14 protein-coding genes are annotated in these 15,310 nt (G+C 71.9%); 7 read left to right on the top strand and 7 right to left on the bottom strand.

Going from position 1 to position 15,310, the window contains the following annotated elements; all coding sequences use genetic code 11:
* Positions 1-31 precede the first annotated feature (31 nt).
* The 3 genes from thrS to ACFKCF_RS34535 all read right to left on the bottom strand — a co-directional run bounded on the left by thrS (position 32) and on the right by ACFKCF_RS34535 (position 3,600).
* Positions 32-1,996, bottom strand: coding sequence for a threonine--tRNA ligase (gene thrS, locus ACFKCF_RS34545; protein ID WP_394499478.1), 1,965 nt, complete (start codon positions 1,994-1,996; stop codon positions 32-34).
* Between the two features lie 65 nt (positions 1,997-2,061).
* Complete coding sequence (locus tag ACFKCF_RS34540) at positions 2,062-2,640, bottom strand: glycoside hydrolase family 25 protein (protein ID WP_394499477.1); 579 nt, start codon at positions 2,638-2,640, stop codon at positions 2,062-2,064.
* Between the two features lie 60 nt (positions 2,641-2,700).
* Positions 2,701-3,600 (bottom strand): TIGR03564 family F420-dependent LLM class oxidoreductase, encoded by a 900-nt coding sequence (locus ACFKCF_RS34535; RefSeq protein ID WP_394499476.1) that lies wholly within the window; start codon positions 3,598-3,600, stop codon positions 2,701-2,703.
* A gap of 98 nt (positions 3,601-3,698) precedes the next feature.
* Here ACFKCF_RS34535 and pgm point away from each other — a divergent pair, with 98 nt between their 5' ends.
* Positions 3,699-5,330, top strand: coding sequence for a phosphoglucomutase (alpha-D-glucose-1,6-bisphosphate-dependent) (gene pgm, locus ACFKCF_RS34530; protein WP_394499475.1), 1,632 nt, complete (start codon positions 3,699-3,701; stop codon positions 5,328-5,330).
* Positions 5,331-5,435: 105 nt separating this feature from the next.
* Here pgm and ACFKCF_RS34525 read toward each other — a convergent pair whose 3' ends face one another.
* Positions 5,436-6,128, bottom strand: a complete 693-nt coding sequence (locus ACFKCF_RS34525; protein WP_394499474.1) for a DUF2786 domain-containing protein — start codon at positions 6,126-6,128, stop codon at positions 5,436-5,438.
* Positions 6,129-6,138: 10 nt separating this feature from the next.
* Positions 6,139-7,377, bottom strand: a complete 1,239-nt coding sequence (locus ACFKCF_RS34520; protein WP_394499473.1) for a hypothetical protein — start codon at positions 7,375-7,377, stop codon at positions 6,139-6,141.
* Positions 7,378-7,927: 550 nt separating this feature from the next.
* On the opposite strand from ACFKCF_RS34520, the gene ACFKCF_RS34515 reads away from it, so the two are divergent.
* The 4 genes from ACFKCF_RS34515 (at position 7,928) to ACFKCF_RS34500 (ending at position 10,705) form a co-directional block, all read left to right on the top strand.
* Positions 7,928-8,212, top strand: coding sequence for a hypothetical protein (locus tag ACFKCF_RS34515; protein ID WP_394499472.1), 285 nt, complete (start codon positions 7,928-7,930; stop codon positions 8,210-8,212).
* A gap of 147 nt (positions 8,213-8,359) precedes the next feature.
* Complete coding sequence (locus ACFKCF_RS34510; protein ID WP_394499471.1) at positions 8,360-9,529, top strand: cytochrome P450; 1,170 nt, start codon at positions 8,360-8,362, stop codon at positions 9,527-9,529.
* A gap of 18 nt (positions 9,530-9,547) precedes the next feature.
* Positions 9,548-10,303, top strand: a complete 756-nt coding sequence (locus tag ACFKCF_RS34505) for an HAD family hydrolase (protein ID WP_394499470.1) — start codon at positions 9,548-9,550, stop codon at positions 10,301-10,303.
* A 138-nt stretch (positions 10,304-10,441) separates the two neighbouring features.
* A complete protein-coding gene (locus ACFKCF_RS34500; RefSeq protein ID WP_394499469.1) occupies positions 10,442-10,705 on the top strand; it encodes a DUF4031 domain-containing protein in 264 nt (87 codons plus the stop codon).
* Positions 10,706-10,788: 83 nt separating this feature from the next.
* On the opposite strand, the gene ACFKCF_RS34495 is transcribed toward ACFKCF_RS34500, so the two are convergent.
* A complete protein-coding gene (locus tag ACFKCF_RS34495) occupies positions 10,789-11,478 on the bottom strand; it encodes a metal-dependent phosphohydrolase (RefSeq protein WP_394499468.1) in 690 nt (229 codons plus the stop codon).
* A gap of 93 nt (positions 11,479-11,571) precedes the next feature.
* Here ACFKCF_RS34495 and ACFKCF_RS34490 point away from each other — a divergent pair, with 93 nt between their 5' ends.
* Complete coding sequence (locus tag ACFKCF_RS34490) at positions 11,572-12,750, top strand: alpha-hydroxy acid oxidase (protein WP_394499467.1); 1,179 nt, start codon at positions 11,572-11,574, stop codon at positions 12,748-12,750.
* A gap of 4 nt (positions 12,751-12,754) precedes the next feature.
* Here ACFKCF_RS34490 and ACFKCF_RS34485 read toward each other — a convergent pair whose 3' ends face one another.
* Positions 12,755-13,990 carry an ROK family protein gene (locus ACFKCF_RS34485; RefSeq protein WP_394499466.1) on the bottom strand — a complete coding sequence of 412 codons (1,236 nt, stop codon included), beginning with the start codon at positions 13,988-13,990 and terminating at the stop codon, positions 12,755-12,757.
* Between the two features lie 108 nt (positions 13,991-14,098).
* On the opposite strand from ACFKCF_RS34485, the gene ACFKCF_RS34480 reads away from it, so the two are divergent.
* Positions 14,099-15,310, top strand: a complete 1,212-nt coding sequence (locus ACFKCF_RS34480) for an ABC transporter substrate-binding protein (RefSeq protein ID WP_394499465.1) — start codon at positions 14,099-14,101, stop codon at positions 15,308-15,310.

The following is a 15,310-nucleotide window of genomic DNA, read 5'->3' as shown; positions in this document are numbered from 1 at the left end:
CCGAAAGGCCCCGCCGTCTTCCGTCATCGCGTCAGACCTGGACGCGCCGCTCCACGGCGTTGACGATCTCCGCCACGGCCTCCTCGATCGGGACGCCGTTCTTCTGCTCGCCGCTCCGGTAGCGGAACGACACCGCGCCGTTGGCGATGTCGTCGTCACCGGCCAGCAGCATGAAGGGCACCTTGGCCTTCTGCGCGTTGCGGATCTTCTTCTGCATCCGGTCGTCGGAGGCGTCGACCTCGATCCGGATGCCGCGCTCGCGCAGCTTCTTGGCGACGTCCTGCAGGTAGGGCACGTGCGCGTCGGCGATCGGGATGCCCGTGACCTGCACCGGCGAGAGCCAGGGCGGGAAGGCGCCCGCGTAGTGCTCGGTGAGCACGCCGAGGAAGCGCTCGACGGAGCCGAACAGCGCCCGGTGGATCATGACCGGCGTCTGCCGGCTGCCGTCCGCCGCCTGGTATTCGAGGCCGAAGCGCTTGGGCTGGTTGAGGTCGAGCTGGATGGTGGACAGCTGCCAGGTGCGCCCGATCGCGTCCTTGGCCTGCACGGAGATCTTCGGGCCGTAGAATGCCGCGCCGCCCGGGTCGTCGGCCAGCTCCAGCCCCGACTCGGTGGCCACCTGCCGCAGCGCCTCGGTCGCCTCGTCCCACTCGGCGAGCTCGCCGATGAACTTGTCGGACTCGTCGCGGGTCGACAGCTCCAGGTAGAAGTCGGACAGGCCGAAGTCACGCAGCACGCTGAGCACGAACCTCAGCAGCGACTTGATCTCATCGGCCATCTGCTCCCGGGTGGTGTAGATGTGCGCGTCGTCCTGCGTCATGCCGCGCACCCGGGTCAGGCCGTGGACCACGCCCGACTTCTCGTAACGGTAGACCGAGCCGAACTCGCACAGCCGCAGCGGCAGCTCGCGGTAGGACCGCCCGCGCGCCCTGAAGATCAGGTTGTGCATCGGGCAGTTCATCGGCTTGACTCGGTATTCGATGCCCTCCAGCTCGAACGCCGGGAACATGTCGTCGGCATACCACGGCAGATGCCCCGAGGTCTCGAACAGCGACGACTTGGTGATGTGCGGCGTGTTGACGAACTCGTAGCCCGACTCCGCCTGCCGCCGGCGCATGTAGTCTTCCATCTCCTTGCGGATGATCCCGCCCTTGGGATGGAAGATCGGCAGGCCGCTGCCCAGCTCCGGCGGGAAGCTGAACAGGTCGAGCTCGACACCCAGCTTGCGGTGGTCGCGCTTCTCGGCCTCCTCCAGCAGCTTGAGGTAGTCGTCCTGCTTCTCGCGGGACTCCCAGGCGGTGCCGTAGATGCGCTGCAGCTGCGGGTTCTTCTCGCTGCCGCGCCAGTAGGCGCCGCCCGAGCGCATGAGCTTGAACGCCGGGATCGACCGGGTGGACGGCACGTGCGGGCCGCGGCACAGGTCCTTCCACTGCAGCTCGCCGGTCTTGGGGTCGAGGTTGTCGTAGATGGTGAGCTGCCCGGCCCCGACCTCCACGGATTCCTCGTCAGCGGCGCCGCCCTTGAGCCCGATCAACTCCAGCTTGTACGGCTCCGCCGCCAGCTCCTCGCGCGCCTCGTCGTCGGAGACGGGCCGGCGGGAGAACAGCTGCCCCTGCTTGACGATCTCCCGCATGCGCTTCTCGATGCGCTTGAGATCGTCGGGGTGGAACGCCTGGGCGACGTCGAAGTCGTAGTAGAAGCCGTTGTCCACGGGCGGCCCGATGCCCAGCTTGGCCTCGGGGAACAGCTCCTGCACCGCCTGCGCCATGACGTGGGCGGTGGAGTGGCGGACGATGGCCCGGCCGTCCTCGCTGGAGACCTCGACCGGCTCGACGGCGTCACCCTCGGACAGCGGGTGCGCCAGGTCACGGAGCTCGCCGTTGACCCGGGCCGCGATGACCGAGCGGCCGTCGGCCTCCAGGGCCTCCCCGGCCGTCGTGCCGGCCGCGACCACACGCTCGGCTCCGGCGAGGGTGATGCGTAGCTCGGCTGACACGGTGACTCCCTTGGATCGCGCCCCGGCGCTCGACACCGGAGCTGCTTCGATGGTGAACACCGATGCTATCGCGGGTGAAACCCCAGGTTTGTCAGCTCCTGCCGGGTCCCGTGGAACACGTTGCGGTCGAGCGGGCTGTGGACGTACTGATGAATGACCCAGTCGCGCCAGGGCGGCGGCACCGCGGGCTCGCCGCGCGGCTTGTCGGGGGCGGCGAGCCATAACGGGTACTCGCCCAGGCCCGCGCAGTGTCCGCCACGCGCGAACGCCAGGAAGGTGTAGACGAACGGCCGCACGCCGCCGTACCGCCCGACGTGGTGGCACCAGCGGCGCGCGTGCCGGGCGACCTGCTCGGGGCGCAGGCCGTCGCCGGGCTCCAGGTCCAGGGCCACCAGGTCGCCGGCGCGTAACCCGCCCGCCGCGTCGATCGCGGCCAGGAAGTGGCGCGCCTGCTCGATCGGGTCGCCCTCGGGTCTGGCGCAGTGGTACGCGCCGCGGACGATCCGGCTCTCGCGCATGCCGGTCCAGTTGCGCTCGAACAGCTTGTCGGTGAGGTCGCCGCCCTCGGTGGCCCTGGCGAACGCGAAGGTCACTCCGTCCGCCGCGTGGCCGGCCCAGTCGACGGGCCCCTGCCAGTCGGACACATCAACGCCATGCAGCAAGCGATCTTCACCCCGCCGGAGAACTATGGAGATGTCTTGGGCTCAGCCCTTCGCCGCGCCGATCAGCAGCGCCCGCGTGCGTTCCTTGCTCGCGAACACCGAGCCCACGAAGTCGGTCACCCCGGCTTCCCGCAGTACGTCGAGCTTGGCCAGCACCGCGTCCTCGTCGCCCACGATGGCGACGTCTCCCGGGGTGGCCGCGCCTTCCCTGTCGAGCATCGCACGATATGAGGGGAGCTGTCCGTAGACAGCGAAGATCTCGTTCGCGCGATCGACGGCGGCGGCGGGGTCGTCGGTGACGCAGATCGGCAGCGCGCAGACGATCCTGGGCGCCTCACGGCCCGCCTCGGCGGCGGCCGCGGTGATGGTGGGCGCCACGTGCTGGGCGACCGTCTTGGGGCCCGTCATCCACAGGACGGTGCCGTCGGCCACGGTGCCGGCCAGCTTGAGCATGCGCGGGCCGAGCGCGGCGACGAGCACCGGGAAACCGCCGCCGGGCGTGGTGAGCCGGAGGTCGGCTTTGAGGGTCTCTCCCTCGTACTTGACGTGCTCGCCCCGGCTGAGCGGGAGCAGGATGTCCAGGTACTCCTTCATGTGCCGGTAGGGGCGCTCGAAGCTCTGGCCGTACATGCCCTCGATGACCAGCTGGTGCGACAGGCCGATGCCGAGCGCGAGGCGCCCGCCGAGCGCGGCGTTGGCGGTCATGGCCTGCTGGGCCAGCACGGCCGGGTGGCGCGGGTAGGTCGGGACGACGGCGGTGCCGAGCTCGATGCCGGGCACCTGGCCCCCGGCGGCGGCCAGGGCGGTGAGGGCGTCGAGGCCGAAGATGTTGGAGAGCCAGGCAGAGGTGAAGCCGTCCTGCGCCGCCTGGGCGATCTGGGTGCGCAACCCGCCGATCGGGTCGTCTCCCTTGGGCTCTGTCAGGTAATAACCGAATCGCATAGGAACCGAACTCCGTTCTAGTAATCGACGGAACTGTACCTTCCCACACGCGGCCGCGCCCATCCGCCGGCCGGAGGCGCATTTGTAAAGTGGCCTACATGACGCACGAACGCGCAGGACAGCCAGCCCAGCCCGCCGACCTCGTGGCCGTCGACAGGCTCGTGACCTCCTATTACGCGCTGCATCCCGATCCCGGCGACCCGGGGCAGCGGGTGGCGTTCGGCACGTCGGGGCACCGGGGGTCGTCGCTGAAGACGGCGTTCAACGAGGACCACATCCTGGCCACCACCCAGGCCATCTGTGAATACCGGCGGATGCAGGGCACCGACGGGCCGCTGTTCCTCGGCGTCGACACGCACGCGCTGTCGGAGCCCGCGCGGGTGTCCGCGCTGGAGGTCCTGGTCGCCAACGGGGTCCAGGTGCTGATCGACTCCCGCGACGGCTACACGCCGACCCCGTCCGTCTCGCACGCCATCCTGCGGCACAACCGCGGCCGCGCCGGCGGGCTCGCCGACGGCATCGTGATCACGCCGTCGCACAACCCGCCGGGCGACGGCGGCTTCAAGTACAACCCGCCGCACGGGGGCCCGGCCGACACCGACGCGACCACGTGGATCCAGGACCGCGCCAACCGGCTGCTGGCGGGCGGGCTGGAGAGCGTGCTGCGGGTCTCGTACACGAAGGCCCTGGAGGCGGCGGGGCGTTACGACTTCCTCGGCATGTACGTGGACGACCTGCCGTCCGTGGTGGACCTGGACGCGATCCGGGCGGCGGGGGTACGCGTCGGGGCCGATCCGCTGGGCGGGGCCAGCGTGGCGTACTGGGGCGAGATCGCCGAGCGGCACCGGCTCGACCTGACCGTGGTCAATCCGCTGGTGGATCCGACGTGGCGGTTCATGACGCTCGACTGGGACGGGAAGATCCGGATGGACTGCTCGTCGCCGTACGCGATGGCCTCCCTCATCGCTAATCGCGATAAGTACGACATTTCCACCGGAAACGACGCGGACGCCGACCGGCACGGCGTCGTCACCCCCGACGGCGGCCTGCTGAACCCCAACCACTACCTCGCCGTCGCCATCTCCTACCTGTACACGCACCGGGACGGCTGGCCCGCGGCCGCCGGGGTGGGCAAGACGATGGTCAGCAGCGGGATCATCGACCGGGTCGTGGAGTCCCTGGGGCGGCGGCTGTACGAGGTGCCGGTCGGGTTCAAGTGGTTCGTCCCGGGCCTGCTGGACGGGTCGCTGGGGTTCGGGGGCGAGGAGAGCGCGGGGGCGTCGTTCCTGCGGCGCGACGGGTCCGTCTGGTCCACGGACAAGGACGGGATCATCCTGGCGCTGCTGGCCTCCGAGATCCAGGCCGTCACCGGCAGGTCGCCGAGCGCGCACTACCGGGAACTGGTCGAGCGGTTCGGGGAGCCCGCGTACGCCCGGGTCGACGCCCCTGCCACGCGCGAGGAGAAGGCGGTGCTCGGGAAGCTCTCGGCCGCGCAGGTGAAGGCGTCGTCGCTGGCGGGCGAGCCGATCACCGCCGTCCAGACCACGGCGCCCGGCAACGGGGCCGAGCTCGGCGGGGTGAAGGTCGCGACGGAGAACGCCTGGTTCGCGGCCCGGCCGTCGGGGACGGAGGACGTCTACAAGATCTACGCCGAGTCCTTCCGCGGCCCCGACCACCTGGCCAAGGTGCAGGAGGAGGCCCGCTCCCTGGTCTCCGACGCCCTCGCCTGACCCCCGGACCGGCGCCCACGCGGACCGGCCTCCAGGCAGACCGACGTCCACGCGGGCCGGTCCCCACGCGGGCCGGCGGCCGGGCGGACCGGCGGCCGGGCGGGGTCAGCGGCCGGGGGCCAGCTCGGGCGCCGTGTCGGTGGTCATTCCGGTACGGCCGAGGTCGGCGCGGCGGCCGGCGGCCACCCCGTCCCGGTAGCCCGTGCCGCTCGTCCTGGGCACGCTCATCCGGATGTCCGGATAATGGGCGGCCACCGCCCGTTCCACCTCGGCCCGGCGGTCGGCCAGGACGAGCTCGGCGCCCGTACTGGCCTGCTCCGCCTGGGACTCGGCCACGCGCAGCAGCCGGTACACCTCGTCCGTGAACCCCAGCAGCCACGACCGCCGGTAGGCCCGCACGGCGGTCACGCCGTCGGGCACCCGCACGCGCGCCAGCCCGCTCGCCATCTGCAGCAGCAACGACGTGGCCAGCAGATCGGCCCGCTCCAGATCGGCCGCGAACCCGAACACGTGCACCCGCTGCCCGCCCTCACCGCGCCCGATGAGCAGGGGGCGGCAGCGCACGGCCTGCGCGACCAGGCTGACGAGCCGGGCTTTCTCCCTGGCCCAGGGGTTGGGCAGGGTGACGACCCGGTCGCCGGGCGTCTGCCGGGTGCCCGCCGGAGGGAGCGAGTCAATGCCGTGCTTGGCCATCAGCGCCGACGCGGCCGCCATGAACGTCGCGCGCTCGTGCTCGTTGTCGGTGCGTTCGGCCTTGGCCAGGAGTTTCCTGACGCGCTCCAGCGTGCGCTCCCGCAAACGTGCTCCCCTAGGACTTGGTCAGCACCCGCCCGTCGTCCGCGATCGCGGGGAAGGCGCCCGTGTCGACGATGCCGTGCTGCTGGAACAGCGCCTCGATGAGGGCGTGCGCCTGCGGCTCGAGCTTCCACAGGGCACGATACTCGCGTGCCGTGGCCAGCGAGATGCCGATCTCCTGGGCGATGTCCACCGTACGCGGCACGATGCCCTTGGCGATCTGGCGGTCCCAGAACGCGCGGGCCTGGCGCATCAGCGCCGCCCGCTGGGCGGTGTCGACGACCTGCGGGGTGGTGTCGAGCACCTCGACGTCCTCGTCCTCCTCCTCGACGAGCTCGGCCAGCGCGGGCGGCAGCGCGGGGCGGGCGGGCACCGGCTGCTGCTCGGGCTCCGGCTCCCACGGCACGCGGGGGGCGGCGTCGATGAGGGCGGTGGTGTTGTAGAGGGCGGCGATCTGGGCCAGCAGCGCCTCCTGGCGGGCCTGGTTCACCGCCAGCCCGGTGTGCTCGACGGCCTGGTCCATGGCCTTGTCGAGCTTGGCCAGCGCCACGCGCATCTTGCGCTCGGAGGCCCCGTTCTCGCGCAGCGCCTTGGCCCGCTTGGCGGCCAGCGCGACCCTGGTCAGCCGGCGGTGGGCGTCGACCTCGCTCGCCGTACGGTCGCTGACCTCGGCCAGCCCGATCCGGACCAGCAGCCGCTCGGGCGTCAGACGCCAGTTGATGCGGCCGGTGCCGCGGATGCGGTGCCGCTCGATGGCCATGCCGCGCTCCCACAGCCAGGCGGCGACCAGCGGCGCGGCGAGCCTGAACACCGCTTCGGGAAGGCTGCGCGCGTCCATGCTGGACAGTACGGCGGTCAGGCAGGTCAGCGCCCACACGGCGATGCCGTCGATGCCGGCGGAGAAGTTCTCGCGCATGTTGCGGCGGGCCCGCACCGCGCTCGTGATGATCGCGACCTCGATGAACGCGAACAGCAGCAGCCGCAGCGGCCCGTCCAGGCCGAGCACGTCGCCGGAGAAGCGCCACATGCCCTGCGCGGACACGCCGGTGGCGATGGAGGCGGCGACGATGGTCAGCACGTCCTCGATGGGACGGGGGGCGACGTAGCGGGAGAACAACCAGGCGGTGGCCCGCCAGACGATCCTGAGCACCAGGAACGCCAGCACCAGCCCCGCCAGGCTCAGCAACGCGATGACGGCGGTGGCGAGCGGCTTCTCGGTGACGAAGGCTGCTATTTCCTCAAATGTCGGCATCTGTCACTATCCGTGGGGGCTCAAACTCCGGCTCTATGCGACGAGATCATCGCAGAATGTCGCCATCTTGTACGCCAAACGCCATCTGCCGCCCCATTTTGCCCCTGTTTCACAGCTGTTCCGCCGCCTTCCCACGATCCGCCTCCCCCCACCCGGTGGAGCGGTCCGATGGCGGAGCGGCATACGGAGCGCAGTCGCACGCCGACCGCACAGCGCCGCGGACCGGCGCACAACGACGGGCGGCGCGGGGGCGAAGGGGCGCGCACCGCTGCAAGGGGGGCGACTCCCAGGACCGAAGCAGCATGCGGGCGAGCCGGGCGGCGCTCGGCGTACCACGGCGGAGCGGCGCACGACCGCGCAGGAGACGCAGCGGGGCACGGGCCGGAGCGGGCGGTGGGGGGCGGTCCGAGGGCGGGGCGGCATACGGAGCGCAGTCGTACGCCGACCGGGCGACGCCGCGGGGACGCGGGGTGACGTCGGGGATAGAGCCGTGGAGTGGGGGTGGCCGGGCGGCGGGGGCGGGCGCACAATGGGCCGCGAGGAGGGGATTGTGAGCAAGCGATCACGCAGACGCCGCGCTCTTCCCAGCGGCGCACCCGCCTGGATGCCCGGATACGGGCCCGGCGAGCCGCACTGGCCCGGCGAGAGGGACTTCCCGTTCGACGACCCGCCGGAGGGTGGCGAGGGTGGGGTGCGCGAGCCGCGCAAACCCAAGCCCGCACCGCCGGCGCTGTCGGCGGAGGCCCCGTTGCCCGAGCCGCCCATGTACGCCCGCGACCGGACCGAGCCGCCGCCCGGTGAGGTGACCAGGGTTCTGGCTGGTCAGGACGCGTAGGACGGTCCCGTGGGAGGGGCGGTGGGGGCCGCGAGGGGGAGGGGAAATTCGTCCTTTGGGAGGGCAACATCCACCGATCCGGATGGGACCATCTATGGAGGGATTTATCCCAAGATGGCGTGATGCATCCCAGCAGGACGGATATCGATGTCAGACAATGAGTTCCCCCTCGTCCAGTTCATGCGCGACGGGTTCGACCCCGTGGGCGAGCTCGGACGGATCCGGGCCGAGCATCCGGTCTTTCCCATGGAGATCCCGGGCAGCCAGACCGTCTACCTCGTCACCCGCTGGGAGGACGTACGAAGCGTCCTGAGCGACCACGAACGCTTCAGCAACGACTTCGCCGGGGTGATCGGCCTGGGCTCCAACCAGGAGGACCCGGGCGGCCTGGGATTCCGCGACCCGCCCGAGCACACGCGGCTGCGCAAGTACCTGACGCCCGAGTTCACCATGCGCCGCCTGCGCAGGCTGGAGCCGCGCATCGAGGCGATGGTCGAGGAGCACCTGGACCGCATCGAGGCCAAGGGCTCCCCCGTGGACCTGGTGGAGGAGTTCGCGCTGCCGATCCCGTCGCTGGTGGTGTGCGAGCTGCTGGGCGTACCGTACGAGGAGCGCGCCGACTTCGTGAAGATCAGCAAGGACCGCTTCGACTTCACGGCCGGGCCGGAGGCGTCGCTGCAGGCGATCAACGACGCCATGACCTACCTGACCGGCCTGGTCGCCCGGGAGCGGCAGAACCCCGGCGAGGGACTGCTCGGCCAGCTGCTGCGCGAGCACGGTGACGAGCTCGACGACCGTACGCTCGCCAGCATGGCCGACGGGCTGCTGACCGGCGGTCACGACACCAGCACCAGCATGCTCGCCCTGGGCACCCTGTGGCTGTTGCGCAACCCCGAGCAGGCCGCCAAGGTCCGCGAGGTCGACGGGTACATCAACGACGTCGTCGAAGAGCTGCTGCGCTACATGACGGTCGTCCAGGTGGCCTTCCCGCGGTTCGCCCGCGACGACCTGGAGCTGCACGGCGTACAGATCAAGAAGGGCGAGATGGTGCTGTGCTCGCTCACCGGCGCCAACCGCGACCCGGCTCTGGGCGACGACATGGACCAGGTGCGGCCCGGCAGGGAGACGGCGGGCTCGCACATGGCGTTCGGCCACGGCATCCACCGCTGTATCGGCGCGCCGCTGGCGCAGATGGAGATGCGCATCGCCTTCCCCGCGCTGCTGCGCCGCTTCCCGGGGCTGCGCGTGGCGGGCGAGGTGCCGTTCAGGGAACTCGCCATCGTGTACGGGGTCAAAGAGCTACCCGTCGCCTGGTAGAGCGGTTACGTTCGCAATGTGAACGAGCCTGTCATCGATCTGACCACGATCAGCGCCGTCCTGTTCGACACCGACGGCGTGGTCACCGACACTGCTCGGGGGCACGCGGCCGCCTGGAAGCACGTCTTCGACGCGTTTCTGCGCGGCCGCTCGACACCGTTCGACATCCGCGACGACTATCTGCGCTACGTGGACGGCCGCCCGCGCCTCGACGGCATCCGTACCTTCCTGGAGGCCCGCGGCCTCACGGTGCCCGAGGGTTCGCCCGACGACGAGCCCGGCGCGGCCACCGTGCACGGGCTCGGCCTGGCCAAGGACCGGATCTTCGTGGACCAGGTGGACAAGTACGGGGTGGCCGCGTTCCCGTCCACGGTCTCGCTCCTGCACGAGCTGCGGCAGCGGGGCGCGCGTACGGCGGCCGTCTCCGCCAGCGTGCACGGCCGCAAGCTGGTCACGTCGGCGGGTGTGCTGCACCTGTTCGACCTGGTGGTGGACGGCCACGACGCGGCCCTGATGAGCCTGCCCGGCAAGCCCGACCCCGCCCTCTTCCTGGAGGCGGCGCGCCGGCTGGCGCTGCCCGCCGCCAGGGCCGCGGTGGTGGACGCGGCGCTGCCCGGGGTGGAGGCGGGCAGGAAGGGCGGGTTCGGGCTGGTCGTCGCGGTGGCCGGGGACAGCGCCGAGGCGGCGGAGCTGGGGTCGGCGGGCGCCGAGGTGGTGGTGTCGGACCTGAGCGACCTGGCGGTCCACGGCAGGGTCCCGCCCACGACCGCGTGACGGCGTGCCCCAGGCCGAACGGTCCCGCCCGCGACGGCGTGACGGCGTGCCCCAGGCCGAACGGTTTCGCCGGCGACGGCGTGTCCCCCGCCCGGACAGCGTGAGCGGGCCGGTGGGAGCGGCTCTACCCTTGACGGCGTGACCGTTCTCATCGACCCGCCCAACTGGCCAGGGCCGCGCGGCCTGATGTGGTCGCATCTGGTCAGCGACCGCTCGCTGGAGGAGCTGCACGACTTCGCCTCGCGGCTGGGGGTGCCGGAGCGGGCCTTCGACCGGGATCACTACGACGTGCCGGAGACCGTGCACGCCCGGGCGGTGGAGCTGGGGGCCGAGGCGGTCAGCTCGCGCGAGCTGCTCCTGCGGCTCGTCGCCTCCGGCCTGCGCCGCCGCAAGCACCGCTGACCCGGCTCCTCGCGACCAGCCGCAAGCACCGCTGACCCGGCCCCCCGCGGCCAGCCGCAAGCGCCGCTGACCGGCCGCCGCCGCTAAGCGCCCTGGCCCGACGTGAGCGACTTCAGCTCGCGCGTCATGTTCGAGCGGGCCCGCTCCTCCCACAGCTCGCGGGCGCGTTCGGTCCGATAGAGGCTCGGTACGGCCAGCAGCCGGCGCAGCACCTCGGCCCGTCCCGCCCTGAACAGCTCGTCGGGCACATGGGCGTACTCCTGCCGGATCCGCCCCGCGTAGTCGTCATAGCCGGGCAGCCCGAGCACGGCCAGATCGGCGTCGCACAGGACCGCGCCGTCGCGATCCCCGGCGGCCAGCGTGTCGTGGGCGGCGGTGAGGCGTACCAGCCTGGCGACCTCCGCGACCCGTGCGGCGGGCACCCCGCACCCGGGCAGCCTGGACTGCGCGAGCTGGGCGCTGCGCTCCTCGTCCGTGCCCGGCCGCCCGTCGTAGACGGCGTCGTGGAACCAGGCGGCCAGGCGCACCGCGGTCGGGTCGTCCGCGGAGGCCGCGAGCCGCGCGATCCCGCCGAGCACGGCGGCCAGGTGGTCGAGGGTGTGGTAGCGGCGGTGCGGCTCGGACCAGCGCGCGAGCAGCTCCGCCCCCATGGCGAGGGCCGCGGGCGAATCCCCCACGAGCACCGCCCACTCCCGCGCCAGCACCACCGGGTCCCCCGCCGGCGCCGCCCGGTCCCGCGCCGGGGCCGTCGAGGCCGTCGAGTCGTCGATCACGGTCTCACCGTACCTTTTGGTAACGTCCAGAACATCGACGGGAACGCGAAGGAACCCCGGCGCCTGCCCCGGTGGCGGGAGCTGCGTGCCGTCGTGCCCCGGCGCCCACAGCTGTCCAGGGCGCGGCGGGTGGCCGACGCCGCCGACATCGCCGATCTCCGGCTGCTCGCCAGAAGGCGAGCCCCGCACATGGTGTTCGACTACGTGGACGGCGCGGCCGAGGGCGAGCTGTCGATGGCCAGGGCGGTGGAGGCGTTCCGGCGGGTGGAGTTCAGCCCGCGGATCCTGCGCGACGTGTCGCAGGCCCCGACCGCGGTCGAGATCCTGGGCAGGCGGATCGCGATGCCGGTCGTGCTCGGGCCCACCGGGTTCACCCGGATGATGCACCGCGAGGGCGAGCGGGCGGTGGCCAGGGCGGCCGAGCGCGCGGGCGTCCCCTACACGCTGTCGACTATGGGCACCACGACGGCCGCCGGCGTGGCCGCCGCCGCGCCCGGCGGGTGGAACTGGTTCCAGCTGTACGTGGTCCGCGACCGCGCGCGCAACCTGGAGACGCTCGCCCTGGCCCGCGAGGCGGGCATGGACGTGCTGGTCGTGACCGTCGACGTGCCGGTGGCCGGGGCGCGGCTGCGCGACGTGCGGCACGGCCTGACGGTCCCGCCGTCCCTGCGCTGGCGCAGTGCGCTGCAGGCGCTGCGGCACCCGCCGTGGTGGTTCGACTTCCTCACCAGCGAGCCGCTGCGGTTCGCCACCGTCGAAGGCGCCCCCGACGATCTGCCCGGGCTCACGAACCTGATGTTCGACCCCGCCGTGACCATGGACGACCTGGAGTGGATCCGCTCGGCGTGGCAGGGGCGGCTGCTGGTCAAGGGCGTGCAGCGGGTCGACGACGCCAAGGACCTGACCGCCCTCGGGGTGGACGGCCTGGTGGTGTCCAACCACGGCGGGCGGCAGCTCGACCGCGCCGCCACGCCGCTGGAGCTGCTGCCGCAGGTGGTCGCCGCCGTGGGCGATCGCACGGAGGTCTTCCTGGACGGAGGCGTCCGCAACGGGGCCGACGTCGCCGCCGCGGTCGCGCTGGGCGCGCGGGCCTGCTTCATCGGCCGGGCCTACCTGTACGGCCTGATGGCGGGCGGCGAGGCCGGGGTGCGGCGCGCGCTGGACCTGCTGCGCGCGGAGCTCGTACGCACCCTTCAGCTGCTCGGCGCCGGCGGGATCGGCGCGCTCACCCGCGACATGGTGCGCCTGAGGGATACATCAGGGCTTGATTGAAGTCCTACGCGAGACTGCTGACGGTCCCCCGGAACGCCGCCCCCTGGAAGAACGGCTCCAGCACCAGCGTCGCCGCGCCCAGCGCCACGGCGTCGGGGCCGAGCCGGCCCAGCACGATCGTCGCCGGCTGGAACGGCTGGGCCTGCGTGTTGGCCGCGGTCGCCGCCCTGATCTCCGCCAGCATCCGCCCGCCCAGCATGAGCCCCGCCCAGCCGCCGATGACGATGCGCTCGGGGTTGAACAGGTGGACCAGGCTCGACAGGCCCACGCCCAGCAGTTCGACGCTCTCGGCGATGACCGGGGAGCCCTCGTCGAGCAGCCGGGCCAGCGCGGCCTCCTCGTCGGCGGAGTCGGCCACGACGCCCGCGCGGTCGAGGATCGCCTCGGCCCCCAGGTACGCCTCCAGGCAGCCGCGCGCCCCGCACCGGCAGGCCCGCCCGCCCGCGACCAGCTTCAGGTGCCCGACCTCCCCGGCGGCCTTGCCCGCGCCCCGGTAGATCTGCCCGTCGGTCACGACCGTGCCGCCGACACCCGAGCCCATCAGCACGATGATCGCGTCGCGGGTGCCCTTGCCCGAGCCGAACCAGAGTTCGGCCTGCCCCATGGTCTTGGCGCCGTTGTCGACGAACAGCGGCAGCGGCGTGCCCGCCCGTAGGAGCGCTCCCAACGGCACCGCCTCCCAGCCGAACGTCTTGGCCCGCACCAGCGCGTCCGGCCCCGGCTCGACGATGCCGGGCACCCCGACGCCGACGCCGAGCACCTGTTCGGCCGGCACCTCGCCCTCGGCGATCACCGTGTCGACTCCGGCCAGGATGTGGCGGGCGACCAGCTCGGGGTCGTGCTTGGCCGAGCGGACCGCGTAGTGGGCCCTGGCGAGCTTGGTCATCTCCAGGTCGAACAGCTCGACGCTGACCTGCGTCTCCCCCACGTCCACGCCGACGGCGTACCCGTAGGCGGGGTTGACCCTGAGCAGCACGCGGGGCCGGCCGCCGTCGGAGTCGACCTGGCCGGCCTCGACGACGACGTTCTCGGAGAGCAGGTCGCCGGTCATGGTGCTGACCGTGGCCGGGCTCAGCCCGGTCGCGGCCGACAGGTCGTTGCGGGTGGCCGGACCGCCGAAGTAGAGCGCGCGCAGGAGCATCGCCCGGTTCCCCCTGCGAAGATCCCGTACGGTCCTGCGCCCTGACGTGCCCATTCTCGTCCCCGCCTCTCCCGCGATCGCCTCGCCATGGTAGTTCACCAGCCGAAATCGCCATGACCCGGTGTTACCGAAGCGTTTCCGGTCGGCTCCTGACTTTTTTCAGAGCTTAGATTATGGTCTGGCCATCCCCCCGATGAGGAGATGACTATGAGCCGAGGACTCGTGCGAGGCGTCGTCGCGGCGGCGCTCGCGGCCGGGCTGGCCGCCTGCGGAAGCGGCGGCGGTGGCGGCGACGCGGACAGGACGCTGACGTTCTGGATGTACCAGGACCGCACCCCGCAGGCCGGACAGGTCGTCGAGAAGGTCCGCAAGGACTTCGAGAAGGCCAACCCCGGCGTCACGGTGAAGCTCGTCAAGATCCCCAAGGACGACTACAACACCAAGCTCGGCAGCGCCGTGGCCAGCAAGAGCGCGCCGGACGCGGGCATACTCGACCAGCCCCTGGTCTCCAAGTACGCCCTGGACGGCACGATCAAGGAGGTCCCCGCCGGTTTGATCGACGAGGCAGGCTTCTACAAGGGCGCGCTCGACACCAACCGCGCGAACGGCAAGCTCTACGGCCTTCCCCAGGACCAGACCACGGTCGCGCTCTTCTACAACAAGAAGCTGGTCCCGACGCCGCCCAAGACCTGGGACGAGCTGAAGCAGACCGCCGCCCGGGTGCACGCCGCCGACGCCAAGGTGGCCGGCATGAACGTCCCCAAGGGCGACGGGTACGGCGCCTGGATGTTCCCCGGCATCGTGCACGGCGCGGGCGGCCAGATGGTGGACGACGCGGGCAAGAAGGTGCTGTTCGACCAGCCGCCCGCGGTGGAGGCGCTGCAGCTCTGGGTGGACCTGCTGAAGTCGTCGCCGCGCCAGATCACCGACTCGGACAAACCCTTTGAGAACGGCCTGGCCGCCATGACGATCTCCGGCCCCTGGGACGTGCCGACGATCCACGAGCAGTTCCCCGACCTCGACTTCGGCGTGGCGCCGCTGCCGTACAAGACCGAGCCGGCCGGCAACATCGGCGGCGAGGACTCCGTCGTCTTCTCCTCCAGCAAGAACGCCGACCTGGCGTGGAAGTGGCTGGCGTTCCTGGCGAACGAGACCAACAACGGCGCGGTCGCGGACGCGTTCGGCGGCTTCCCCGTCAACCTCAAGGCGCAGGTGGTCGCGGGCGGTCCCGAGCAGGCGGCCTTCCTCGAGCAGCTCAAGGCGGCGCACGCCCGGCCCGCGGTGCCGCAGTGGATCCAGGTCAACGACGAGATCATCGCCCCGGCGATCGAGTCGGCGCTGACCGGCAAGGTCACCGCCCAGCAGGCGCTGACCGACGCCGCGGGCAAGACGCGCTCCCTGCTCGGCTGGAACGGCTGA

Source organism: Nonomuraea sp. JJY05 (genome assembly GCF_043496855.1).
Lineage (GTDB): Bacteria > Actinomycetota > Actinomycetes > Streptosporangiales > Streptosporangiaceae > Nonomuraea.
Note: the sequence above shows the minus strand (reverse complement) of the source record. Positions and strands in the feature narration are given on the sequence as shown.